This window comes from Streptomyces sp. NPDC033966 (assembly GCF_055575955.1).
On the sequence record NZ_JBVIRQ010000004.1, the window covers coordinates 453,104 to 476,818 of the forward strand.

At 71.8% G+C, this 23,715-nt stretch carries 24 protein-coding genes; 10 read left to right on the forward strand and 14 right to left on the reverse strand.

The features are described 5' to 3' along the window. Positions 1–130: 130 nt before the first annotated feature. Complete coding sequence (gene aceE, locus ACZ518_RS14350) at positions 131–2,812, forward strand: pyruvate dehydrogenase (acetyl-transferring), homodimeric type (protein WP_469113321.1); 2,682 nt, start codon at positions 131–133, stop codon at positions 2,810–2,812. Positions 2,813–2,926: 114 nt separating this feature from the next. Beyond that, on the forward strand, positions 2,927–3,448 hold the full coding sequence (locus tag ACZ518_RS14355) for a DUF4240 domain-containing protein (protein WP_469113485.1): 522 nt from the start codon (positions 2,927–2,929) through the stop codon (positions 3,446–3,448). Here ACZ518_RS14355 and ACZ518_RS14360 read toward each other — a convergent pair whose 3' ends face one another. Next, positions 3,449–4,219, reverse strand: coding sequence for an SDR family NAD(P)-dependent oxidoreductase (locus tag ACZ518_RS14360; RefSeq protein WP_469113322.1), 771 nt, complete (start codon positions 4,217–4,219; stop codon positions 3,449–3,451). Between the two features lie 85 nt (positions 4,220–4,304). Here ACZ518_RS14360 and ACZ518_RS14365 point away from each other — a divergent pair, with 85 nt between their 5' ends. Then, on the forward strand, positions 4,305–4,958 hold the full coding sequence (locus ACZ518_RS14365) for a TetR/AcrR family transcriptional regulator (RefSeq protein ID WP_469113323.1): 654 nt from the start codon (positions 4,305–4,307) through the stop codon (positions 4,956–4,958). A 43-nt stretch (positions 4,959–5,001) separates the two neighbouring features. On the opposite strand, the gene ACZ518_RS14370 is transcribed toward ACZ518_RS14365, so the two are convergent. Then, entirely contained in the window at positions 5,002–5,283 is a 282-nt protein-coding gene (locus ACZ518_RS14370) for a hypothetical protein (protein ID WP_469113324.1), read from the reverse strand. Positions 5,284–5,435: 152 nt separating this feature from the next. Further along, positions 5,436–6,845: a type I glutamate--ammonia ligase gene (gene glnA / locus ACZ518_RS14375; RefSeq protein WP_007263729.1), complete on the reverse strand. Its 1,410-nt coding sequence runs from the start codon at positions 6,843–6,845 to the stop codon at positions 5,436–5,438. 185 nt (positions 6,846–7,030) lie between these two features. Between glnA and ACZ518_RS14380 the strand changes: the two genes are divergently transcribed. Continuing rightward, positions 7,031–7,498 (forward strand): RDD family protein, encoded by a 468-nt coding sequence (locus ACZ518_RS14380; protein ID WP_469113325.1) that lies wholly within the window; start codon positions 7,031–7,033, stop codon positions 7,496–7,498. Between the two features lie 168 nt (positions 7,499–7,666). Here ACZ518_RS14380 and ACZ518_RS14385 read toward each other — a convergent pair whose 3' ends face one another. From ACZ518_RS14385 to ACZ518_RS14405, 5 genes are all read right to left on the reverse strand, one after another. Beyond that, complete coding sequence (locus ACZ518_RS14385) at positions 7,667–8,365, reverse strand: DUF4191 domain-containing protein (RefSeq protein WP_469113326.1); 699 nt, start codon at positions 8,363–8,365, stop codon at positions 7,667–7,669. A gap of 10 nt (positions 8,366–8,375) precedes the next feature. Beyond that, the gene (locus ACZ518_RS14390; protein ID WP_125595526.1) at positions 8,376–8,573 is read right to left on the reverse strand and encodes an SCO2195 family GlnR-regulated protein; all 198 of its coding nucleotides are present in this window, start codon (positions 8,571–8,573) and stop codon (positions 8,376–8,378) included. A gap of 243 nt (positions 8,574–8,816) precedes the next feature. Beyond that, positions 8,817–9,791: a lipoyl synthase gene (gene lipA / locus ACZ518_RS14395; protein WP_469113327.1), complete on the reverse strand. Its 975-nt coding sequence runs from the start codon at positions 9,789–9,791 to the stop codon at positions 8,817–8,819. Between the two features lie 111 nt (positions 9,792–9,902). Next, the gene (gene lipB, locus ACZ518_RS14400; protein ID WP_469113328.1) at positions 9,903–10,715 is read right to left on the reverse strand and encodes a lipoyl(octanoyl) transferase LipB; all 813 of its coding nucleotides are present in this window, start codon (positions 10,713–10,715) and stop codon (positions 9,903–9,905) included. 78 nt (positions 10,716–10,793) lie between these two features. After that, the gene (locus ACZ518_RS14405) at positions 10,794–11,081 is read right to left on the reverse strand and encodes a hypothetical protein (protein WP_469113329.1); all 288 of its coding nucleotides are present in this window, start codon (positions 11,079–11,081) and stop codon (positions 10,794–10,796) included. Between the two features lie 173 nt (positions 11,082–11,254). Here ACZ518_RS14405 and ACZ518_RS14410 point away from each other — a divergent pair, with 173 nt between their 5' ends. Continuing rightward, positions 11,255–12,694, forward strand: coding sequence for a regulator (locus tag ACZ518_RS14410; protein ID WP_469113330.1), 1,440 nt, complete (start codon positions 11,255–11,257; stop codon positions 12,692–12,694). 47 nt (positions 12,695–12,741) lie between these two features. Here the strand turns inward: ACZ518_RS14410 and ACZ518_RS14415 are convergent, their stop codons facing one another. The 3 genes from ACZ518_RS14415 to ACZ518_RS14425 form a co-directional block, all read right to left on the reverse strand. Then, positions 12,742–14,016: an FAD-dependent oxidoreductase gene (locus ACZ518_RS14415; protein ID WP_469113331.1), complete on the reverse strand. Its 1,275-nt coding sequence runs from the start codon at positions 14,014–14,016 to the stop codon at positions 12,742–12,744. Between the two features lie 162 nt (positions 14,017–14,178). Continuing rightward, positions 14,179–15,072 carry a TIGR01777 family oxidoreductase gene (locus ACZ518_RS14420; protein WP_469113332.1) on the reverse strand — a complete coding sequence of 298 codons (894 nt, stop codon included), beginning with the start codon at positions 15,070–15,072 and terminating at the stop codon, positions 14,179–14,181. A gap of 512 nt (positions 15,073–15,584) precedes the next feature. Further along, on the reverse strand, positions 15,585–16,274 hold the full coding sequence (locus ACZ518_RS14425) for a VIT1/CCC1 transporter family protein (RefSeq protein ID WP_469113333.1): 690 nt from the start codon (positions 16,272–16,274) through the stop codon (positions 15,585–15,587). On the opposite strand from ACZ518_RS14425, the gene ACZ518_RS14430 reads away from it, so the two are divergent. Beyond that, positions 16,192–17,433 carry a PP2C family protein-serine/threonine phosphatase gene (locus ACZ518_RS14430; protein ID WP_469113334.1) on the forward strand — a complete coding sequence of 414 codons (1,242 nt, stop codon included), beginning with the start codon at positions 16,192–16,194 and terminating at the stop codon, positions 17,431–17,433. The two genes, ACZ518_RS14425 and ACZ518_RS14430, sit on opposite strands and share 83 nt — an antisense overlap. 16 nt (positions 17,434–17,449) lie before the next feature. Next, the gene (locus tag ACZ518_RS14435; protein WP_469113335.1) at positions 17,450–18,352 is read left to right on the forward strand and encodes a nuclease; all 903 of its coding nucleotides are present in this window, start codon (positions 17,450–17,452) and stop codon (positions 18,350–18,352) included. Between the two features lie 43 nt (positions 18,353–18,395). On the opposite strand, the gene ACZ518_RS14440 is transcribed toward ACZ518_RS14435, so the two are convergent. Beyond that, complete coding sequence (locus ACZ518_RS14440) at positions 18,396–18,653, reverse strand: hypothetical protein (RefSeq protein ID WP_469113336.1); 258 nt, start codon at positions 18,651–18,653, stop codon at positions 18,396–18,398. A 106-nt stretch (positions 18,654–18,759) separates the two neighbouring features. On the opposite strand from ACZ518_RS14440, the gene ACZ518_RS14445 reads away from it, so the two are divergent. Together ACZ518_RS14445 and ACZ518_RS14450 are read left to right on the forward strand one after the other, a co-directional pair. Next, positions 18,760–19,143, forward strand: a complete 384-nt coding sequence (locus ACZ518_RS14445) for an ArsC/Spx/MgsR family protein (protein WP_469113337.1) — start codon at positions 18,760–18,762, stop codon at positions 19,141–19,143. A gap of 133 nt (positions 19,144–19,276) precedes the next feature. Beyond that, positions 19,277–20,470, forward strand: a complete 1,194-nt coding sequence (locus ACZ518_RS14450) for an alpha/beta hydrolase (protein WP_469113338.1) — start codon at positions 19,277–19,279, stop codon at positions 20,468–20,470. On the opposite strand, the gene ACZ518_RS14455 is transcribed toward ACZ518_RS14450, so the two are convergent. After that, positions 20,439–21,302 carry an alpha/beta fold hydrolase gene (locus tag ACZ518_RS14455; protein ID WP_469113339.1) on the reverse strand — a complete coding sequence of 288 codons (864 nt, stop codon included), beginning with the start codon at positions 21,300–21,302 and terminating at the stop codon, positions 20,439–20,441. The genes ACZ518_RS14450 and ACZ518_RS14455 overlap by 32 nt on opposite strands. Before the next feature lie 19 nt (positions 21,303–21,321). On the opposite strand from ACZ518_RS14455, the gene ACZ518_RS14460 reads away from it, so the two are divergent. Next, on the forward strand, positions 21,322–21,819 hold the full coding sequence (locus ACZ518_RS14460) for a MarR family winged helix-turn-helix transcriptional regulator (protein WP_469113340.1): 498 nt from the start codon (positions 21,322–21,324) through the stop codon (positions 21,817–21,819). Positions 21,820–22,524: 705 nt separating this feature from the next. Here the strand turns inward: ACZ518_RS14460 and ACZ518_RS14465 are convergent. Beyond that, positions 22,525–23,457 (reverse strand): GDSL-type esterase/lipase family protein, encoded by a 933-nt coding sequence (locus ACZ518_RS14465; protein WP_469113341.1) that lies wholly within the window; start codon positions 23,455–23,457, stop codon positions 22,525–22,527. Positions 23,458–23,715 lie beyond the last annotated feature (258 nt).

Sequence of the window (23,715 nt, forward strand, 5' to 3'; positions counted from 1 at the left end):
TTTATTTGATCGATCATCGATCAGGGACTTACAGTCACTGCGGGCCCCAACCGGGTCCATCGACCCTGTCCTGCCCGTCAGGGTTTTCTTCACCACCTCCTCTCCTTTGTCCGGAAGGCGGCGCACACCGATGTCCGACCCCGTAGGAAAGCTTCCGAGCGAGCTCGACCAGCTCCCGGACCGCGACACCGAAGAGACCGCCGAATGGGCGGCCTCCCTCGACGCCGTCGCCAAGGCCGCCGGTACGCGCCGCGCCGAATACCTGCTCCGTCGCACCCTCCAGCACGCCGAGGCCGCCGGCCTCGCCCTGCCGAAGCTGCTGGAGACGGACTACGTCAACACCATCCCCACCTCCGCGGAGCCCGAGTTCCCGGGTGACCAGGAGATGGAAGCCAAGATCACCGCCTGGAACCGCTGGAACGCGGCCGCCATGGTGACCCGCGGCTCCAAGTACGGCGTCGGCGGCCACATCGCCACCTTCGCCTCCGCCGCGTGGCTGTACGAGACCGGCTTCCAGCACTTCTTCCGCGGGAAGGAGGCCGACGGATCGGGCGACCAGCTCTACATCCAGGGCCACGCCTCCCCCGGCATCTACGCCCGCGCCTTCCTCGACGGGCGCATCTCCGAGCAGCAGCTCGACAACTTCCGCCAGGAGTCCGGCGGCAACGGCCTGCCGTCCTACCCGCACCCGCGGCGCCTGCCGTGGCTGTGGGAGTTCCCCACGGTCTCCATGGGCCTCGGCCCGCTCTCCGCGATCTATCAGGCGCGCTTCAACCGCTACCTGCAGAACCGGAACATCAAGGACACCGCGAACTCGCACGTCTGGGCCTTCCTCGGCGACGGCGAGATGGACGAGCCCGAGTCGACCGCCGCCCTGGCCCTCGCCTCCCGCGAGCAGCTCGACAACCTGACCTTCGTCATCAACTGCAACCTGCAGCGCCTCGACGGTCCGGTCCGCGCCAACTTCCGCGTGGTGCAGGAGCTGGAGGCCCAGTTCCGCGGCGCCGGCTGGAACGTCATCAAGACCCTGTGGGGCTCCGCCTGGGACGAGCTGTTCCAGCTGGACACCACGGGCGCCCTGGTACGCCGCCTGCGCGAGGTACCGGACGCGCAGTTCCAGACGTACGCGACCCGCGACGTGGCCTACATCCGCCAGCACTTCTTCGGCGCCAACGCCGAGCTCGTGCAGCTGGCCGGTGTGCTCTCCGACGCGAAGATCGCCGAGTGCTTCCACACCTCCCGCGGCGGCCACGAGCCCCGCAAGGTGTACGCCGCGTACAAGGCCGCCCTGGAGCACAAGGGTGCTCCGACGGTCATCCTCGCGCAGACCGTCAAGGGCTACACGCTGGGCGCCGGGTTCGAGTCGAAGAACGCGAACCACCAGATGAAGAAGCTGACGATCGACGAGTTCAAGGACATGCGCGACCTCCTTGGCCTCCCGATCCCGGACAGCGCCTTCGCCGACGGCGTGGTCCCGTACGGCCACCCGGGCGCGAACAGCCCCGAGGTCCAGTACCTGAACGAGCGCCGCGCGGCCCTCGGCGGCCCCGCCCCGGCCCGCAAGGTCAAGCAGGTCGCCCTGCCCGCCCCCGCGGACCGTTCCTTCGCCCCGCTGCTCAAGGGTTCCGGCAAGCAGGAGATGGCCACCACCATGGCCTTCGTCCGCCTCGTCAAGGACCTGATGCGGGACAAGGAGACCGGCAAGCGCTGGGTGCCGATCGTCCCCGACGAGGCCCGCACCTTCGGTATGGAGTCCCTCTTCCCGTCGGCCGGCATCTACTCGCCGCTGGGCCAGACGTACGAGCCGGTCGACCGCGACCAGCTGATGTACTACAAGGAGGCCAAGGACGGCCAGATCCTCAACGAGGGGATCACCGAGGCCGGCGCCATGGCCGACTTCATCGCCGCCTGCACGTCGTACGCGACGCACGGCGAGCCGATGATCCCGTTCTACATCTTCTACTCGATGTTCGGCTGGCAGCGCACCGCCGACCAGATGTGGCAGCTCGCCGACCAGCTCGGCAAGGGCTTCATCGTCGGCGCCACGGCCGGTCGTACGACCCTGACCGGTGAGGGCCTGCAGCACGCGGACGGCCACTCGCACCTGATCGCGTCCACGAACCCGGCGTCGCTCAACTACGACCCGGCCTTCGCGTACGAGATCGCGGTGATCGTCAAGGACGGTCTGCGCCGGATGTACGGCGAGCAGCCCGAGGACGTCTTCTACTACCTGACGGTCTACAACGAGCCGAAGGTCCAGCCGGCCATGCCCGAGGGCGTGGAGGAGGGCATCCTCAAGGGTCTGTACCGCTTCAACACGGCCGCCGCCCTGGAGGCCGCCCCGGCCGCCGACGCCCCGAAGATCCAGCTGATGGCCTCGGGTACGGCGATCCACTGGGTCCTGGAGGCGCAGCGGCTGCTCGCCGCCGACTGGAACGTGGCCGCCGACGTGTGGTCCGCCACCTCGTGGGGCGAGCTGCGCCGCGACGCGCTGGAGTGCGACGAGGCGCTGCTGCGCGGCGAGGAGCGCACCCCGTACGTGACCCGCGTGCTGGAGGGCGCCCCGGGCCCGGTCCTGGCGGTCTCCGACTGGATGCGCCAGGTCCCGGACCAGATCAGCCAGTGGGTCCCGCAGGACTACACCTCGCTGGGTACGGACGGCTTCGGTCTGTCCGACACCCGTGAGGGCGCCCGCCGCCACTTCGGTGTCGACGCCCAGTCGATCGCGGTGGCCGCGCTGGCCCAGCTCGCCCGCCGCGGCGAGGTTCCGGCGTCCGCCGTCAAGGAGGCCCGGGAGCGCTACGGCCTCTGAGCCGTGTCCCGCCGAACACCGAAGGCCGGTGTCCACCCCCCAAAGGGGTCGGACACCGGCCTTTGGCCGTACGAGCGGTGGCGACGCGGGGGTGGAGCCGTGATGCTGGATCCCGTGATGGACGAGACGGAGTTCTGGGAGATCGTCGACCGTACCCGCGAGGCCGCCGAGGGCGACCCCGAGGAGCATGCCGAGCTGCTCGTGGAACGGCTGGCGCAGCTCGACCCCGACTCCGTGCTGGACTTCGCACGGCACTTCGAGTCCCGGTACAACCGGGCGTACACCTGGGACCTGTGGGGCGCGGCGTGGGTGCTGCTCGACGGGGCGAGCGACGACGCGTTCGACTACTTCCGGTGCTGGCTGATCGGGCAGGGCCGGGAGGTCTTCGAGGGCGCGGTGCACGATCCGGACCGGCTGGCGGAGCTGCTGGGCGAGTTCGACGAGGAGATCGACGGGGACGGTGAGGAGCTGGGGTACGCGGCCGACGAGGCGTACGAGCAGCTCACCGGGGTGGTCGCCCCGGACCTGGGCATCCCGTTGCAGGCGGAGGAGCCGGAGGGCACTCCGCTGGACTTCGAGAACGAAGCCGTGCTGGCGGAGCGCTTCCCCCGGCTCTGGGACCGGTTCCGCGGTTGATCAGTAGTGCGTGCCGCCGTCGATGCGGATCTCGGTGCCGGTGATGAAGGCGCCGTCCTCGGAGCCCAGCATCGCGACGACGCCGGCGACGGTCTGCGGGCCGGCGAAGCCCTGGCCGAGGGCGGGGGCGAGCTTGGCGAACAGGCTCCAGTCGGTGTCCTCGGGCAGGCCGGGGCCGGTGCCGGTGGTCATGCCGCTCTCGATGGAGCCGGGGGCGACGGAGACGAAGCGCAGGCCCTGCTTGCTGTACTCGGCGGCCAGTGCGTGGGTCATGGACTGGATGCCGCCCTTGCTGGCCGCGTAGGCGGACATGTAGGGGTGGGCGAAGCTCGCCGAGGTGGAGCTGAAGTTGACGACGACGGGCTGCTCGCCGGCCAGCAGCGCCGGGAGCGACTCGCGGATCATCAGGAAGGTGCCGGTCAGGTTGACCGAGATCACCTGGTTCCACAGGTCGAGCGTGGTCTGGTGGGTGTGCGCCGAGCGCAGGATGCCCGCCGCGTTGACCAGTACGTCGATGCCGGTGAGGGCGTCGACGGCGGCGGCGACGCCCTCCTTGACCGAGGCCTCGTCGGATATGTCCAGGACGGCGGTGGTCAGCCGGCCGCCGTGGCCATCGGCGGCCGCCTGCTCGGCGGTGGCCTTCAGGCCGGCCTCGTTCACGTCGACGGCGTGGACGCGGCCGCCCTCGGAGAGAATGCGGTGGACGGTGGCCTGGCCGATGCCCGAGCCGCCGCCGGTGATGAGGACGCGACGTCCTTCGTAACGGTTCATGGGGCGAGCGTACCGAGTGTCTGACACGTTTTGCCAGGCTGGCATGAAATGCATTCTTCAGCCGGTCCTGGCGTAGTCTTCACCCGTGAGATCTCCCCGTCCGTACTCCCCCCAGAGCGGCCCCGGAACCCAGTCGCTGACCGAGCGCCGCAAGGCCGCCACGCAGCTGGACATCGCCCGTGCCGCGTGCGAGCTCTTCGCCGCGCACGGCCCCGACGGCACCACCGCCGAGGACATCGCCCACCGGGCGGGGGTCGCACTGCGCACGTTCTACCGCTACTTCCGCAACAAGCAGGAGGCCGTGGCCCCGCTGCTGGCGGGCGGCGGCGACGCCTGGCGGGCGCTGCTCGCCGAGGAGCGCCCGGGAACGCCCTTGGCGGAGGCGCTGGAGCGCGCGGTGAGGCGCTCGCTCAGCGACTCGCAGAGCGTGGAGGAGGGGCTGGAGGTCACCCGCGGCCTGTTGCGCGCGGCCGCCTCCGACGAGGCGCTGCGGGCGGTCTGGTACCGGGTGAACCAGGACTCGGAGGAGCGCCTGGTCCCGGTGGTGGCCCGGCTGGCCGGCCCGGAGGCGGACCCGTTGTCCGTACGCCTGCTCGCGGCGGCCGCCACGGACGCGATCCGCGTCTCGCTGGAGCTCTGGTCGGCGGGCGACGCCCCGGTGGCGGGACCCGGCTCCCCCGCGGACCTCGCGGTCCGGGCCCTGCGCGAGCTGACCGGCGCGATGCCCCTGCTCCGCTGAGCGCGGGGCAGGGGCACCGTGGGTGCACGGTCGGGCGCGGCGGTCAGCGCCAGCCGCCCCAGTCGCCCCAGTCGCCGTCCCAGCCGTCGTGGCCGCGCCAGTCGGCGTTGTCCCAGCGGCCCCAGTCGTTGTCGTTCCAGCCGTGGTCGTGGTCGCTCCAGCGGCCGTTCCCACCGCAGTCGTCATCGTCCCAGTTGTTCGAGTGGCGGTAGTCCGAGCGCGAGTCCCAGCCACCGTCGTGGGCTGATGCGTTCGCGGCCGGCAGCAGACCCAGGGCGAGTCCGGCGGCCCCGGCGACAACGGCTCCAACGATCCTACGGCGCATCTTCATGCACCTCCGAACATCTATCGCTTATCGGGCATTTAGGTCCTATCCACCGTTACTCCGGTCGGGCGGGCTGTCAAAAGCAGAAGGCCCCCGCCACTCTCCGAAAGAGAGCGGCGGGGGCCTTCCCTGCCTACGCTGACCTGGGCTTCTTACAGGTCGAAGTAGAGCTCGAACTCGTGCGGGTGCGGACGCTGCGCGATCGGGGCGATCTCGTGCGTGCGCTTGTAGTCGATCCAGGTCTCGATCAGGTCGGGGGTGAAGACACCGCCGGCCAGGAGGTACTCGTGGTCCTCCTCCAGGGCCTTGAGGACGTCCTCGAGGCTGGTCGGGACCTGCGGGACGCTCGCGTGCTCGTCGGGCGAGAGCTCGTAGAGGTCCTTGTCGATCGGCTCCATCGGCTCGATCTTGTTCTTGATGCCGTCGAGGCCCGCGAGGAGCAGCGCCGAGAAGGCGAGGTACGGGTTCGAGGACGGGTCCGGCGCGCGGAACTCGACGCGCTTGGCCTTCGGGTTCGAGCCCGTGATCGGGATGCGCATGGCGGCGGAGCGGTTGCGCTGCGAGTACACCATGTTGACCGGCGCCTCGAAGCCCGGCACCAGGCGGTGGTAGGAGTTCACCGTCGGGTTGGTGAAGGCGAGCAGCGACGGGGCGTGCTTGAGGATGCCGCCGATGTAGTAGCGGGCGGTGTCCGACAGGCCCGCGTAGCCGGCCTCGTCGTAGAACAGCGGCTCGCCGCCGGCCCACAGGGACTGGTGGACGTGCATGCCCGAGCCGTTGTCACCGAAGATCGGCTTCGGCATGAAGGTCGCGGTCTTGCCGTTGCGCCAGGCGACGTTCTTCACGATGTACTTGAAGAGCATCAGGTCGTCGGCCGCGGCGAGCAGCGTGTTGAACTTGTAGTTGATCTCGGCCTGGCCACCGGTGCCGACCTCGTGGTGCTGGCGCTCGACCTGGAGGCCCTGGGCGTCCAGTTCGAGGGAGATCTCGGCGCGCAGGTCGGCGAAGTGGTCGACCGGGGCGACCGGGAAGTAACCGCCCTTGTAGCGGACCTTGTAGCCGCGGTTGTTCTCCTCGGAACCGGTGTTCCAGGCGCCGGCCTCGGAGTCGATGTGGTAGAAGCCCTCGTTCGCGGAGGTCGCGAAGCGCACGCTGTCGAACACGTAGAACTCGGCCTCGGGGCCGAAGAACGCGGTGTCGGCGATGCCGGTGGAGGCGAGGTACGCCTCGGCCTTCTTCGCGATGTTGCGCGGGTCGCGGCTGTAGGCCTCACCCGTGATCGGGTCGTGGATGAAGAAGTTGATGTTGAGCGTCTTGTCCTTGCGGAACGGGTCCAGGCGCGCGGTGGTGATGTCGGCGCGCAGCGCCATGTCGGACTCGTGGATCGCCTGGAAGCCGCGGATCGAGGAACCGTCGAAGGCGAGCTCCTCCGCCGGGTCGAACGCTCGCGCCGGGATGGTGAAGTGCTGCATCACACCAGGCAGGTCGCAGAAGCGGACGTCAACGAACTTGACGTCGTTCTCCTCGATGTACTGCTTCACTTCGTCGGCGTTCTTGAACATCCAACTCCTCCTACTCCCGGTCCCGGGGCAGGGACGGGCTTTATAGCTCGTGGTGCGTCAGTGCGGTGCCGCACGCTGACCCGACCATAAGCAGACGGGATTTCCCAAGCATGACCCATTTGTTTCGCACAAGTTAACCAGGGTCCGGTCCAGGTCCCGTGGAGGAGCACCGGTACCGTGGTGGAGTGGACAACAGGCAAGCAATCGGTTCCTGGCTCTCCGGCCCGCGCGCGGCCGCCGAGGAGATGGGCGTCGACTTCGGTTATCCGGGCCAGCGGCTCGGTCTGCCCCAGTCGGGACCCGGCTCCGTGGCCCGCTTCGGACGCCGGCTGGGCGCCGTCCTCATCGACTGGATCGGCTGCCAGCTGATCGCGTACGGGCTCATCACCCACGGCGATCTGGCCGCCGCCGGGAACTGGACGCTCGCCCTCTTCCTCTCCCTGACCCTGCTGACCGTGGGCACCGTGGGATTCACCCCCGGCAAGCGGATGCTCGGCCTCCGGGTGATCGGGCAGGACGGCGGCCGCCTGGGCATCCCCCGCGTGATGCTGCGGACCCTGCTGCTGGCCCTGGTCGTCCCGGCCCTGATCTGGGACCGCGACGGGCGCGGACTGCACGACCGCCTCGCGGGCGCGGTCCAGGTCCGGATCTAGGTCCGGACCTGGATCCGGATCCAGCGGCACACCACCGGTACGCCACCGCCGGCGCGTAGGGGCGTACGCGTGCGGCGGCCGTGGCCGGAACGCACCGCTCGTATACACACAGGGGCGCCCCCGAGCCATCCGGCTCCGGGGGCGCCCCTGTGTGTACGAGGAGTTCGGTCAGCGCATCTTTCCGCCGCGCGGCATGCGCATGCCCTTGGGCATCGGGCCCTTCGGGACGGGCATGTTGCTCATGAGGTCGCCCATGGCCCGGAGCTTGTCGTTGACCTGCGTGATCTGCGGGCCGGACAGGACGCGCGGCAGCTTCAGCAGCGTGGTGCGGACCTTCTTGAGCGGCACCTCGCCCTCGCCGGTGCCCACGATGAAGTCGTGGACCGGGATGTCGGGCATGATCCGGGCCAGCTTCTTCTTCTCGGCCGCGAGCAGGGACTTGACCCGGTTCGGGTTGCCCTCCGCGATCAGGACCACGCCCGCCTTGCCGACGGCCCGGTGGACGATGTCCTGGTTCCGGTTCATCGCGACGGCCGGGGTGGTCGTCCAGCCCCGTCCCACGTTGTCCAGTACGGCCGCGGCAGCGCCCGGCTGCCCCTCCATCTGCCCGAAGGCAGCCCGCTCGGCCCGCCGCCCGAAGACGATCGCCATCGCGAGGAACGCCACCAGGAATCCCAGGATGCCCAGGTAGACCGGGTGGCCGATCAGGAAGCCGATCGCAAGGAAGACACCGAAGGTGACGATTCCCACGCCCGCGACGATCAGACCGACCTTCGGGTCGGCCTTCCGCGTCATCTTGTACGTCAGGGCGATCTGCTTCAGTCGCCCGGGGTTCGCAGCAGTCTCTGCGTTTGACTTCCTCGCCATAAGGCGAAGTTTACGTGTCCTGCGGGGTCCGGGTCGCCGCGGCCTCGAGTACGTGCTCGGTTTCCACGCGGTCCTTCGCCCGGCGGCGGTCCTCCAGGACGGCGGCCCAGGCGTTGCGCCGGGCACCGCTCATGAGCAGCGATTCCAGGCCGCGGAAGGCCTCGGTGAAGGACGGGATGGCGATGGCGCGGACTGGCGCGGCCTGCATGATGTCGACCCCTACTCTCGCTGCTCGCATCGTCGGCGTGTGCGGTGTGTGGATCCAGCGTCACTGACTGGTGTTACCAGGGCATGACCGGTCGGTCAAATGTGATCGACACGTTGCAAACACAGACGCGACCCGCCGGGCTCCTCACACGAAAAGAGCCTAGGGGCCGCGTCGATGCGGTGTTACCGATTGGTAGTTTTTGTGCGTGAGTTCACACTCACGCACAGTCAGGCAGCCGCCGGATCAGATGGCGGCGCCGTTCTCTGCGCCCGCGGTCGAGCTCCGCTTCTCCATCGCCTGGTTGTAGAGGCGGCCGGCGCGGTAGGAGGACCGGACCAGCGGGCCCGACATCACACCGGAGAAGCCGATCTCCTCGGCCTCCTTCGCCAGCTCCACGAACTCGGCCGGCTTCACCCAGCGCTCCACGGGGTGGTGCCGCGGCGAGGGCCGCAGGTACTGGGTGATGGTGATGAGCTCGCAGCCGGCCTCGTGCAGGTCGCGCAGCGCCTCGCTGACCTCTTCGCGCTCCTCGCCCATGCCCAGGATCAGGTTGGACTTGGTGACCAGGCCGTACGCGCGGGCCTGCGTGATCACGTCGAGGGAGCGCTCGTAGCGGAAGCCCGGGCGGATGCGCTTGAAGATGCGCGGCACGGTCTCGACGTTGTGCGCGAAGACCTCGGGGCGGGAGGCGAAGACCTCCTCCAGCAGCTCCGGGACCGCGTTGAAGTCGGGGGCCAGCAGCTCGACCTTGGTGTGGCCGCCCTCGCGGCCGGCCGTCTGCTGGTGGATCTGGCGCACGGTCTCCGCGTACAGCCACGCGCCGCCGTCCGCCAGGTCGTCGCGGGCGACGCCGGTGATGGTGGCGTAGTTCAGGTCCATGGTGACCACGGACTCGCCGACGCGGCGCGGCTCGTCCCGGTCCAGGGCCTCGGGCTTGCCCGTGTCGATCTGGCAGAAGTCACAGCGCCGGGTGCACTGGTCGCCACCGATGAGGAAGGTGGCCTCGCGGTCCTCCCAGCATTCGTAGATGTTCGGACAGCCGGCTTCCTGGCACACCGTGTGCAGTCCTTCGCCCTTCACCAGGGCCTGCATCTTGGTGTACTCGGGACCCATCTTCGCCCGGGTCTTGATCCACTCGGGCTTGCGCTCGATGGGGGTCTGGCTGTTACGGACCTCCAGGCGCAGCATCTTGCGTCCGTCGGGTGCGACTGCGGACACGACCGGCTCCCTGTGACTTCGATTCTTCGGCGCCCACCAGGGTACGCCCGTAAATTCGTACGCTCTTACGTCCGCCAACCGGGGGCCGCCCGGACGCATTCCCCCGAGCCGCTAGCCGGCCGCCGGCTCGATCTCGCGCGCCTTCAGCTCGGCGTGCTCCAGCACGTCCTTCAGGTGCCGTTCGACGACCGGCAGCACCTCGGCGATGGTGACCTCGCGGCCCAGTTCGTACGAGAGCGAGGTCACACCGGCGTCGCGGATGCCGCAGGGGATGATCCGGTCGAACCAGGTGCTGTCCGGGTTCACGTTCAGGGAGAAGCCGTGCATCGTGACGCCCTTGGCGACGCGGATGCCGATGGCGGCGAGCTTGCGGTCCTCGCGGCGCTGGCCGGCGTTGGACGGGGCGTACTCGGGACCGTGGAGCCGGGCGTCGAACTCGTCGTCACCCGTGCGCGCGTCCGTGGCGGGCACCGTGAAGTCCAGGGAGAGGCCGCCTATCCTCGGGCGCTCCTCCACGGGGTCGCCGAGCACCCAGACCCCGGAGCGGCCCTCGACCCGGGTGGTCTCCAGGCCGAATTCGGCGGCGGTGCGGATGAGGGCCTCCTCCAGCCGGCGCACGTGGGCGACCACGTCGACGGGGCGGGGCAGCTTCATGATCGGGTAGCCGACCAGCTGGCCCGGGCCGTGCCAGGTGATCTTGCCGCCGCGGTCCACGTCGATGACCGGGGTCCCGTCCAGGGGGCGCTCGCTGGGGTCGGTGCGGCGGCCGGCGGTGTAGACCGGCTCGTGCTCCACCATCAGGCAGGTGTCGTCGATCTCGTCCGCGAAGCGGGCCGCGTGCACCCGGCGCTGCTCTTCCCAGGCCTCGGTGTACTCGACGGATTCCGACCCGAAGCCCAGATGGACAAACCGAAGCTCAGTCACCGCAGCGCCTCCTCGTTGAACCTGCTGTGTGCACGTATCGCACTCCGGTCAAGAGTACGGCGAGCCGTGCGGGCCCCTTCAGGCCCCCGGCCCGGTCCCCGGCGGCGGGGCGGCCGGCAGCCGGCGGGGGCGCCTGCGGCCCGCGGGCGGGCGGTCCGGGTCCTCGTCGGCCCTCGGCAGTCTGCGGTGGCCCTCGGAGTGGTCGTTGACCCAGCCGCACACCCCGCACGCGTAACGCCCGTCCAGTCCCGCGATGAGGGTGCCGCAGCGGCGGCACTCGGCCTCGGTGATCTCGGGGGCGGGCAGCGGGGCGGTGGATTCCGCGGGCGGTTCGGGGAGGTACGCCCCGTGGGGACGGCGGGTCATGTGGCGCAGAGTACGCGGACCGAGTGGGTCGGTCCGTAAAGAGCCCTACCCATTCTGCACACGATCGGATGAATGTGGGGCAGAGAGGGCGGTGTGAGCGGAGTTGGCCGCTACATTCACGCCGTTCACAGGGCCGGGACTCCGGTCCGTCACGTACGGAAACCGTGGAGCCGATGACCGAACGACCTGCCCAGCGTGTCCCCAACCGGCAGCTCGCGGCACTGATCGCGGAAGCCGGGTTCTCCAACGCCGGGCTCGCCCGCCGTGTCGACCAGCTCGGTCTGGAACACGGTCTGGACCTGCGGTACGACAAAACCTCCGTGACCCGCTGGCTACGCGGCCAGCAGCCCCGCGGCACCACCCCGGCGCTGATCGCGGAGGTCTTCACGCGGCGGCTCGGGCGGCGGCTGTCCGCGCAGGATCTGGGCCTGGACGCGTGCGCTCCCGTGTACGCCGGGCTGGAGTTCGCGGCCACCCCGGAGGAGGCCGTGGACATCGCGAGCGGGCTGTGGCGCAAGGACTCCGGCTCGCACGCCGAGCTGCGCAAGATCGCCTTCACCCCGGCCGGACTGGTGGTGCCGAGCCGGGACTGGCTCATCGGGCGGGCCGACGAACGCGTCGGCCGCGGCGCCGACCCCGCCACGCACCGGGTCCCCGCCCAGGGCCGCACCTCGGTGCCCCGGCAGCGGCAGATCGACCGGGGGCCCGGACAGCGGGTGACCAGCGGGGACATCGCGGCGCTGCGCTCGGTCAGCGAGCTGTTCCGCACCCTGGACCACACCTACGGCGGCGGCCACGCCCGGCAGGCCCTGGTGCGGTACCTGGAGCACGAGGCCGAGCCGATGCTGCGCGGTACCTACGGGGAGACCACCGGGCGCCGGCTGTTCGCCGCGGCCGCCGACCTGACCCGGCTCGCGGGCTGGACCTCGTACGACATCGCCGCGCACGGGCTGGCCCAGCGGTACTTCGTCCAGGCGCTGCGGCTGGCGCAGGCCGCCGGGGACCGGCCGTACGGGTCCTACGTACTGATCACCATGAGCCGTCAGGCGGTCTACCTGGGGCACGGCCGGGAGGCGGTGCAGCTGGCCCGGGTCGCCCAGCAGGGCGTGGGCTCGGGCCCGCCGCCGGTGGTGCAGTCGCTGCTGCACGCCTCGGAGGCGCGGGGGCACGCGGTGCTGGGCGAGGTGCGGGCGGCGACGGCCTCGCTGGTGCGGGCGGAACGGGCGCTGGGCGCGGCCCGGCCGGGGGACGACGTCCCGCACTGGGCGCGGCTGTTCGACGAAGGGCAGCTGGCGGACGAGTTCGGGCACTGCCACCGCGACCTCCAGCAGTACCGGGCCTCGGCCCAGCACGCGGAGCGCTCGCTCCAGCTGCGGGCGCCGGGCTTCGCGCGCTCGCGGCTGTTCTGCCGGGTGGTGCTGGCCACGGCGCGGCTGGGGCTGGGCGAGCTGGACCAGGCGTGCGCGCTGGGGGCGGAGGCGGCGCAGCAGGCGATGGAGATGCGGTCGGTGCGCGCGGTGGAGTACGTACGGGACTTCGAGCGGCGGCTGGAGCCATACCGGGACGCGGCGGCGGTGCGGACGTACCGGGACCGGGTGTCGGCACTGAACTGACCCGCGGGCCCGGCCCCGCGGGGAGCCGGGCCCTTGGCCGGTGGTTCTCAGGCGGCCGCCGGGAGGGCGGGCTCCGGCCGGGCGGGCAGCGGGATCCCGAAGTCGCGCAGCAGGGCGGTCGAGGCGCGGCGGGCGGAGTGCAGGGCGCCCTGGACGGTGTTGGAGTCGCGGTGGTCGCCGCAGACGTAGAGCCCGGCCAGGACCCTGACGGGCCGTTGCCTGTCGTGGGGCGGGGGCATCGCCGGGACGGCCTCCGGGGTGTGGTGGACGGCCAGCAGCTCCCAGTCCCGCGTCCGGGTCTCGTACAGCCGGGCCAGCCGGGCGGCGACCGTCCGGGCGGGCGGCGGCGGGCCGTGCACGGTGGTGGTGACCAGGCTGCGGCCGGCGGGTGCCCGGGTGGGGTCGACGGCGCTCATCACGGTGGTGTGGGCGAGCGGCCACTTGGGGTCGGCGTCCAGGAGCAGGGAGCCGTCCCAGGGCAGGGGTTCGGGGGTGGCGTGGTGGATGACGGTGACCTCGTGGAAGGCCGGCACGCGCAGCCCCGGGAGGAGTTCGGCAGCGGCCCGGGCGCCGGTGGCGAGCAGTACGGCGCGACAGCCGAAGTCGCCGTGCTCCTCGGTGGTGACGAGGTTGGTCGCCACCGACCGCACCCGGATCCCGGTGCGGACCGTCCCGGGCGGCAGGGCGGCCGCGAGCATGCCGGGCAGGGTGGCGGCGCCGCCCTCGGGCACGGCGAGGCGGCCTCTGGCGAAGGTGCGCAGCGCGAGGTCGGCGACGCGGCTGGAGGTGGTCAGCTCCGGGTCGCGGAGCAGGGTGGACAGCAGGGGGCGCAGGACGCCGGTCACTGTGCGCGGGGGCAGGCCGCGGGAGCCGAGGGCGGCGAGGGCGGTGCGTTCGGGCCGGGCGAGGACGCGTTCCAGGGGCAGCGCCGCGAGCCGGCCGAGCGCGGCGCTGAAGCGGGCCTGGTCGAGGGAGCCGCTGGCGAGCGCGCGGGCGGGGGTCAGGGCCCCGGCCCGCTGCTGCCTGCCGTCGGCGCCGTGCACCAGGACGCCGGGGGCGAAGGGACGCAGGACCAGCCCGGTGAGGCCGGGGGTGCGGGCGGGTTCGGTGTAGGCGGTGTTGAGGAGCTGGCCGACCCGGTCGAGCCGGAACCCGTCGGCCGATTCGGTGGCCATGCGGCCGCCGGGGTCGTCGGCGGTCTCCAGGACGCTGACGGCGACCCCTGCCGCGATCAGGTGGTGCGCGGCCGCGAGTCCTGAGACTCCGGCTCCTACGATGACGACGTCCGCGTGATGTGCGGCATGGTGTGAGCTGCTGAGCACGTGCCCCTCCCCGAGGTCGGCGCGGCTGTGTGGGGATCCTCCTTCCCCCAACGAGCTCCAGGAGAACCCGAGTCCGGCTGGGGATTGCGCACAACTCCGGTCGCACGACGGTCGCACACGGGTCACGAACGGTCGCACACGATCACGCCCCTGCTCCCGCCTTTACCCGTTCATGGCCGCCCTGATCGACTCCTCGATGCCGGGGTACGTGAACACGAACCCGGACTCCATCAGCCGGGCGGGGCGCGCCCGCTGACTGCCCAGCACGTCCTGCGAGAGCTCCCCGAGCACGAGGCGCAGGGCGGGGGCGGGGACCGCGAAGAGGGCCGGGCGGCGCAGTACGCGGCCCATGGCGGAGGTGACCTCGCGGTTGGTCAGGGGCTGCGGGGCGGTGAGGTTGAAGGGCCCGGACAGCCCGGGCGTCTCCATCAGGAACCGCAGGGCGGCGACCTCGTCGTGCAGGGAGATGAACGACCAGTACTGGCGGCCGCTGCCGAGCCGTCCGCCGAGGCCGGCCTTGAAGACCGGGAACATCCGCCCCCAGGCCCCGCCCCCGCCGGCGACCACCAGCCCGGTGCGGGCGAACACGGTCCGGATCCCGGCCTCTTGGGCGGGGGCGGCGGCGGCCTCCCACTCGACGCAGACGGAGGGCAGGAACCCCTGCCCCGCGGGGGCGGACTCGTCCACGGCCCTGTCCCCCGTGTCCCCGTAGTACCCGACCGCCGACCCGCACACGAACACGCCCGGCGGGTCGTCGAGCGCCGCCACGGCCCGGGCGACGGCGGCGGTCCCCAGCACCCGGCTGTCGCGGATCTCCCTCTTGTACGCGTCCGTCCACCGGTGGTCCCCGACCCCGGCCCCGGCCAGGTGCACGACGGCGTCACACCCGCGCAGCCCGTCGGGGTCGACGTACCCGCTACGGGGATCCCACCGCGCCTCCCCCTCCCGCGCGGGGTCGCGCCGCACGAAGCGGACGGTGTCGTGGCCGTCGGCGTGCAGGGAGCGGACGAGGGCCCTGCCGATGAGTCCGGAGGCTCCGGTGATGGCGATGCGCATGGGCCCAGTGTTCCTTTTCTTGACGCGCCGCTCGCACCGCGTTCCTTTTCTTGACGCGCCACTCGCACCGCTCAGCGCTGGCGCGCTTCCCGGGCTTCGCGCCGCTGCGCCGGACTCCGTCCGGCGGACCCGGGGCGGGGTCGGTTGGTTGGTGGCTGGGGCCGGTGGGTCGTGTGCGGGTGGTTGGCCGCTGCGCGGGGCCGGCCCCTCCCCGCCCTTCACCCTCCCCCAGACTCCGTCCGGGGGACCCCCAGGCCTCAGGCGCCGGCGCGGCTGGAAAGGCTCCGGGGCTCCGCCCCGCCCCGGGCGCGGGGCGGCTTGAGGGGATCCGGCGCTCCGCGCCGGTGCGGGTCACTGCACGGCGCCACCGCGCCCGCGCCTCAAACTGGCTCGGCCGAATCCAGCCCCGCCGGCGTTTGAGGCGCGGGGGTCCGGGGCGGAGCCCCGGGGAACGGGCGAAGGGCGGGGTCGGGGACGGCCCCGCGCAGCGGCACCCGCACACCCGAAGGGGCTCAGGCCGACCCCAGCCAGGTGCCCACCGCGTACGTGACGCCCATCGCCAGGGCCCCGCCCACCACGTTGCGCAGGACCGCCCTCGGAACGGCGGCCCCGCCCAGCCGCGCGCTCGTCACCCCGCACAGCACCAGCGCCCCCAGCACCGCCACCACCGTCACCGGCACCCGCCACGACGCCTCCGGCAGGACCACCGCCAGCAGCGGCAGCACCGCCCCCACCGTGAAGGCGGCCAGGCTGGCGAAGGCGGCGTGCCACGGGTTCGCCAGCTCGTCCGGCTCGATCCCCAGCTCCACCCGGGCGTGCGCCCGCAGCGCGTCCCGTTCCGTCAGCTGCTCGGCGGCCTCCCGCGCCAGCTCCCGGCTCAGGCCCCGCGCGGCCAGCAGCTCCGTCAGCTCGTCCAGCTCCGCTTCCGGCTCTTCCGCGAGCTCCTGCCGCTCCAGGTCCAGCGCCGCCCGTTCGGAGTCCCGCTGCGAGCTGACCGACACGTACTCCCCCGCCGCCATCGACAGCGAGCCCGCGAGCAGCCCGGCCACGCCCGCCGTGAGGATCGCGGTGCGCGAGGTGGTGGCGCCGGCGACGCCGACGACCAGGCCCGCGGTGGAGATGATCCCGTCGTTGGCGCCGAGCACCCCCGCCCGAAGCCAGTTCAGCCGGGTGCTGATCGCCGCGCTCTGCGTTTCCGTCACGCCACCACTGTCGCGGCCCGCTCCCGGCAGGGCCACCCGGCGTGCGCGGCCCGGGCCGCGGTACCAGGGTGGAGGGGTGAGACGCGGACGGGAGGAGCCGGGCTGGCTGCAGGGGGCACCGCCGCCGCGCTGGGCCCGGATCGCGCCCGCGGTGGCTCTGGTCGGGCTCTGCCTCACCCAGTGGACCACCCGTGCGGCGGAGCTGGGCTACTTCCTGGCGGCCCTGCCCGCCGTGGCCGCCTTCGCGTACGGGCCCGGCGGCACCGCCGTCTTCGCCGCGCTCGTGCTGCTCCTGCTCGGCGTCCCCGAGCTCAGGGTGGGCCACGCCCGCGGCGCCGACCTGGCCACCGTGGCCACCGTCGGGCTGCTCAGCATGATCATCGCCTGGGTGCGGCAGCTCCGGGACACCCAGCTGGTCAGCGTGCGCACGGTCGCCGAGGCGGCCCAGCTGGCGGTGCTGCCGCCGGTGCCGGAGCGGGTGGGCCGGGTGCGCTGCGCCGGGCTGTACCGGGCCGCGCAGCGGGGCACGCTGGTCGGCGGCGACCTGTTCGACGTGCGGGCCGGGCCGTACGGCGTGCGGGCGGTGGTCGCGGACGTACAGGGGCACGGGCTGGCGGCCGTCGGAACGGTGGCCTCGCTGCTCGGCGCGTTCCGCGAGGCGGTCCTGGACGACCGGGAGCTCGCCGCGGTCGCGGCCCGGCTGGACCGGCGGCTGTCGGCGGACGCGGCCGCGGACTCCGTGGCGCACCCGGAGCTGTTCGCGACGGCGCTGCTGCTGGAGTTCCCGCCCGGGCTGGACCTCGTACGGATCGTGTCGTGCGGGCATCCGCCGGCGCTGCTGCTGCGGCGGTCCACGGTCACGGAGGTGGCCGTGGAGCCGGGGCCCCCGCTGGGCCTGGGACTGACCGGGCCGGCCCTCCCGGCGGTGGCCGAACTGGCGCTGCTGCCGGGCGACCGGCTGCTCGCGCACACGGACGGGGTCACCGAGGCCCGCGACGCGGCCGGGCACTTCTACCCGCTGGCCGTCCGGGTCCCGGTGCTGGCGAACGACCCGGCGGGCCTGGTCCCGGCGGTGTGGCGGGACCTCGCGGCCTTCACCGGCGGCGGACCGCGCGACGACGTGGCGCTGCTGCTGCTGTCACCGCACGCAACCGACTGACGCGTAGGGAGTCACCATGTCCATGCTGATCATCAAGGGCACGTTCAAGGCGAAAGACCTCCAGCCGGACGGCGACACCATCGCCTTCACCCCGGACGACGTGACGGACTGGAGGCGCGTACCCGGCGCCCACCAGGTCCTGCCGAAGCCCGACGGCCGTGTCTCCATCAGGCTGGAGGGCATCGACGCCCTGGAGACCCACTACGGGGACGACGCGTCGGGGGTCCGGCACCAGCCCCTGCCGCTGGCGCACAAGGCCGCGGGCGAGCTGCTGAAGTGGCTCGGCTTCAAGGACGTCCACCGTGACGACAGCGCGCCGAAGGAGACGGACCGGGAAACCGTCGTCGTCTCCGTCCCCGAGACCGTGCCCGGGTACATCCTCACCCGCGGGACCGACGTCTACGGCCGGTGCGTGGCCCTGGTGGGCCGCGGGAGGCCGCCCACCCTCAACGGCTACGAGATCGACGTCGACGTCGAGCAGCTGAAGAAGACGGCCAACCACCACATGGTGGCGCAGGGCCTGGCCTACCCGACCTTCTACACCGGCTTCCCCGACCACCTGCGCAACGCGCTGGCCGTCGCCGCCGAGGCGGCGCGGACGGCCCTGCCCAAGCAGGGCGTATGGGCCCTGGACGTGACCACCGACGGGTTCAAGGTCGCCGACATGGACTCGATCACGGCCGAGGACGGGGCCGTGATCCTCCCCAAGCTGTTCCGCCGGCTGAAGGACTACCTGGACCTGGACCTGCCCGGCGCGCCCCTGGCCTGCCTCCCCGCCTTCCTCGCCGGCTGCGCCGACAGGTACTACCTCCGGGGGACGGCCGACCAGCTGACCGGCCTGCAGCACGTGGTGCTCACGAACGGCGAGACCGTGAGGATGACGCGCCCGGTCGAGGAGATCACCTTCGACGAGGCGTGAGCGGCGGCCGGCCGGCGCACCGTGCGTCCGGCCGGCCCGTGCCTCAGCCGCCGTTGGCCACGATGAAGGCCCGGACCATCCGGCAGGTGACGTTCGACGGACGGCGGATCCCCACCCGGACCGCCATCGTGCGTATCTTGCGGTTGGTCGCGCGCTTGGCGTCGTACGTCCCCGAGTCGAGCAGGGAGATCGCGAGCCTCATCGCCTTCAGACGGCGGTTGTGGTTCTCGTACCACTCGCGGGGCAGGCCCGCCGGCAGCGGCTTCTTCTTGGGCATCGAAATGATCGCGGCAGCGGCCATCTACAGCCTCCCAAACGGTAGTTGGCTTCCTGTCGTTCTCCTTCGATTTTACCGGGGGGCACTGACAAAAGCGCTGGCCGGACGGAGTCTGACTACCCTTGCGGGCATGGAGATCTGGATCAATCCCGCCTGTTCGAAGTGCCGGAGCGCGCTGACCCTGCTGGACGCGGAGGGCGCCGACTACACGGTGCGCCGCTACTTGGAGGACGTGCCCTCCGAGGAGGAGATCCGCGAGGTGCTGGTCCGCCTCGGACTGGAGCCGTGGGACATCACGCGCACGTCCGACGCCCTCGCGAAGGAGACCGGCGTACGGGACCTGCCGCGCGAGGAGACCGACGAGGCGCGGGCCCGCTGGATCGCCCACCTCGCCGCCCACCCGAAGCTGATCCAGCGCCCGATCATCACCGCCGAGGACGGCACGGCGGTGGTCGCCCGCTCGGAGGAGGCCGTCCGTGACGCCCTCTCCCGCTCCGGCACCGGCCACGGATGAGCACCCAGAACTGAACAAATCCGGCAAATTCTGCCTGTTCTGCAACCGGACGGTACGTTCTCCCATCAGGACTGACAGGGAGATACCGCCGCTCGCCCGCCTGGGCAGCCCCGACCGCTCGGAGTGAAGTTCGTTGCAGCAGCAGTACCCGCAGACATCGCCGTACGGGCAGCAGTCGTACGGGCACCCTCCCATGGGCCACGGTCCCGGCACCGGCCCCGGCACCCAGGAGCTCTGCGTGCACTGCGGTCAGCCGCCGTTCGGCCCGCGCCGCCCGAAGCGCTCCAGGGCCAAGATCTGGGTCGGCGCGGCCGTGATCGCCGCGCTGCTCGCCGGCGGAGGCGGCTGGGCGTACTGGGGGACGGACTGGTTCGACGGCAACGGCGAGGACGTCACCTTCGCCAAGCCGAAGCCGCCCGCCAAGGAGGCCGCCTCCGGCGGCGCAGCCGCGACCGGACCCGACCCGGACGTATCGCTGCCGGCCGGCCCCGCCGCACAGTTCAAGCAGACGACCAAGCTCGACGACGGCACCCGAATATCCAAGACCCGCCTCAAGGGCGCCAAGTCCGGCTTCGAGGGCGACGTCTGGGTGTGGACGCCCAAGGAGTACGACGAACCGAAGTACGCCAACAGCGCCTTCCCCGTGATGATCGCCCTGCCCGGCGGCAACGGCTACCCCGACAACTACTGGGCGACCATGCCCAACATCGGCCTCCAGAAGGCGATAGCGGAGGCCTCCGCCAAGGGCACGGGCCTGCCCTTCATCCTGGTCATGCCGCTCCTCAACCCCGACAACAAGAACTACTACGACGGCTCCGACATACCCGGGCAGCCGAAAATGGGCACCTGGATCGCCGAGGACGTCCCCGACCTGGCCAAGGCTAACTTCCGTACGTACAAGTCCCGCGACGGCTGGGCCATCATGGGCAACTCCTCCGGCGCCTTCGTGGGCCTCAAGCAGGTCATGCAGCACCCGGAGAAGTTCCGCGGCGTGATCGCGAACGGCGGCGAGACGGCCCCCGACTCCCCCCTGTGGAAGAACAACAAGGCGGAGATGGACGCGAACGACCCCGCCAAGCTGGCCCAGAAGCTGATCCAGTCGAAGGGGCCGGAGGTGTACGTCAACTTCCAGTACGGGACGAAGGAGGGCGGCCGGGAACGGCTGGAGAAGTTCCAGCGCGAGAACGGCAAGGGCCCCGTCAAGATCGACCTCTACGAGATCAAGGGCGGCGACCACAACGGCTGGGACTACGTCCGCGGAATGAAGGAACAGGGCCTGGAGGCCCTCAGCAAGGTCATGAAGGGCCCGAAGCCGAACGCCGGCTGACGTCCAGGAGCCGGGCGACCTCCTGGGCTGCCGTCAGCGGCAGCGCGTGGTGCGAGACGCCGGGGAGTACGCCGACCCGCGCGGCCGGCAGCGCCCGGCGCGCGGCGTCGGCGGCCCGGCGGGCGTCGTGGCAGCGGGCCCGCCCGGCGAAGAGGACCTCCACCGGCAGCTCCCCGAGCCCGGCCAGGTCGGGGCGCGGGCCGGTGACCGGCCGCACGGTGGGGAAGGCGGCCGCCTCCTCCTGGACCCGCGTCCAGGCGGGGTCGAGCGCCGCCCCGCCGGCCTCCCAGGCCAGGAAGGACCGGATCCGCGCCGGGGTGGGCCGCACCAGCATGGGCAGCGCCCGCAGCACGTAGCCGGGACGCAGCCCGGCGAAGACCCGGGTCGGGTCGAGCAGGACGAGCCGGTCGATCCGGTCGGGCCGCCGCGCGGCGGCGTGGGCGGCGATCCAGGCCCCGTAGGAATGCCCGGCCAGCGTCACGGGCCCGCCGCCGAGGCCGCCGAGGCCGCCGAGCAGCGCGTCGAACCAGGCGGTGAGGTCCCCGACGCGGCGCAGCGCACGCCCGGGCGCCGGAACACTGAGCCCGGGTTCCCCCACCAGGTCGACGGCGTACACCCGCCGGCTCCGGCCCAGCCCGGCCGCGACGCAGGCCCCCCACGCGGTGGAGGTGGCCCCGCCACCGGGCAGCAGCACCAGCGGCGGGGCGCCGGCGGGCCCACAGCTGTTCACGCGGGTGACCCCGTAGGGGGTGGGCACGTCGACGGCCTCGACGGGGCCGGGCCACCGGGCGAGGGCCTCGTCGTAGGCGGCGCGGAAGGGCGTACGGGACATGGCCTGCTCCGATCCCTCGATGGGCGATAATCTCGCTCAGCGAGAGATATTAGGCGGAGGCACGGTGGGCGACAAGGACGGCATGGACGACAACCTGGAACTGGTGCACCTGCTGCGCGCGGTGACCGTCGAATTCGGTCTCCGCCAGGCGGAGTTCGCCGCCGCCAACGGCATGCACCCCACCGACGTACGGGCCCTGATCTGCCTGCTGGACGCGGCCCGAGCCGCCGAGCCCGCCACCCCGGGCCTCCTGGGCACCCGCCTCGGGCTCAACTCGGCCGGCACCACAGCGGTGGTGGACCGCCTGGAGCGCCTGGGCCACGTGGAACGCGTCCGCGACCTGGGTGATCGCCGCCGCGTGCTGGTACGCGTCACCCCGGCGGCGATCGAGCTCGGCCGGGCCTTCTTCGGCCCGATGCTGAACGGCGTCCTGGAGGCCCTGACCCCCCTCTCCCCCGCCGAGCGGGAGACGATCCGCGCGTTCCTGACGGCCGCGAGGGCGGCGTTCACCCCCTGAGGGCGCACTCCGCCAAGAAAGGTGACGGGCGGCCCTGAGCCGGCGGTGGCCCCCACCACCTGGGACACCTTCCTGGACGGGATCACGGCGGGCGGCTGACCCCGGACCGGATCAGAGCCGGTTCGGGGGTTTCCCGTCAGTCCCATCGTCCTTCCGTGTCGTGCCGGCCCGTCAAGGGCGCTCCCTTCGGTCGCGTCACTTCGTGATCGCCTTCGGCGACCCTTGACAGCCCGTCCCGCCCCGGAAAGCCGAAAGACTGACGGGAAGCCCCCAAAAGAACGGTCACGGGGCAGGAGAGGAGGGGCGGGTCCGTCAGCGACGAGGCGAGGGGCCGGGCGTTGGCCGGCCGGGCATCCGGGCCCTCAGAAGTCGGGATTCCGGGCCGGGGGCGCGGCTATGCGCACGAGAGGCTGATCAGAGCGACCTCCGGAGCCCCCGGACGCAGCAAATCGCTACGCGCTCCTGTCGTCTCAGCGTCCGACGACCGCCCGGGGCTGATACCCGCACCAGAGAGTGATCAGAGCAGTGTGGGAAGCGCAGGGGCGCGCCAGATCGCTACGCGCTCCTGTCGTCTCGGCGTCCGGCGACCGCCTTGGGCTGATACCCGCACCAGAGGGTGAACAGAGCGGCCTGGGGAGCCGACGGGCGCAGCAGATCGCTACGCGCTCCTCTCGTCTCGGCGGGCCGGCGGCCGTCCGGGGCTAGTCAGGCGGCACGGTTGATGAGGTACTCGTAGAGCACCTGGTGGCCTCCGGTGGTGGGGTGGATGCCGTCGGTGAGGAGATCCGCCCGCTTCCTGAGCGGCTCCCACATGTCGACGAAGTCGACGTGGTTCTCCTCGCACCAGGCTCGCAGGGACTGCCGGAGGGACAGCGCCCGCTCCTGGGTGAAGCACAGGCCCTCGTAGTCGCCGGTGCGCTCCTCGTCCAGCCAGATGGGGCCCAGGACCACGAGGCGCGCGTTGTGCGCGTGGGCTGTGGTCGCCAGCGCGTCCAGACCGGCCGTGATGTCCGCGAGCCCATCGACGTCCGGGGTCGCGAGGGGCACGGCGGAGTCGTTGATCCCGGCGGCCAGAAGGATGGTGTCGGGCAAGCGAGGAGCCAACAGGGAGGGCGTCTGGTCGCTGACGGCGGCCAGGGTGCTGCCCGGGATGGCGAGGTTGAAGACCCGGTGCGCCGCCTCGTTCTCGGCTATGTGAGAGGTCGCCAGGCGGGCGGCCCAGCCACCCTGCGGGTCGCAACGCCCGTAGGCGATGCTGTCGCCCACGATCACGATCCGCGCCGCCGGCCGGAGCGGCTTGGCGTCCAGGTAGGCCCAGGCGCTCTCCCCGGAGGAGAGGACCACCCGTCGTCGCGCGTAGTCGTCAACCTCGTAGTCATCAGCCGCAGCCAGCTGCTCATCCGTCAGCTCAAGGACGACGCCCTCGACCACGCTGCCGATCCTGCGTTCCAGGATCAGGTGTACGTCGAGACCACTCGCGGCGATCACGTCCGGATCGGTGATCTTCAGCGACCTGGTCGCGTACCCGGCCAGCGACGCGGGACGACTGGGCACGACCTGGCCGAAGAGGGCCGTCTGGACCTTCGGGTCCATCAGCGTGCCAAACGAAAAGAGGATGTGGGGGCGCGAATCGCTCACGATGAGGCTTTCTTCAGAAATCGATCAGCTGTGTGGATCAAGGTACCCACTCCCTCCTTCTGCGCGGATACCAGCCCGAGACGGCCGTCGGCCGCCGAAATCCGAGGAGCGCGTAGCGATCTCACGCGCCTGTCCGCTCCCTGAGCTGCTCTGATCACTCTCTGGTGCGGGTATCAGCCCCGGGCGGTCGCCAGACGCTGAGACGACAGGAGCGCGTAGCGATTTGCTGCGTCCGGGGGCTCCGGAGGTCGCTCTGAT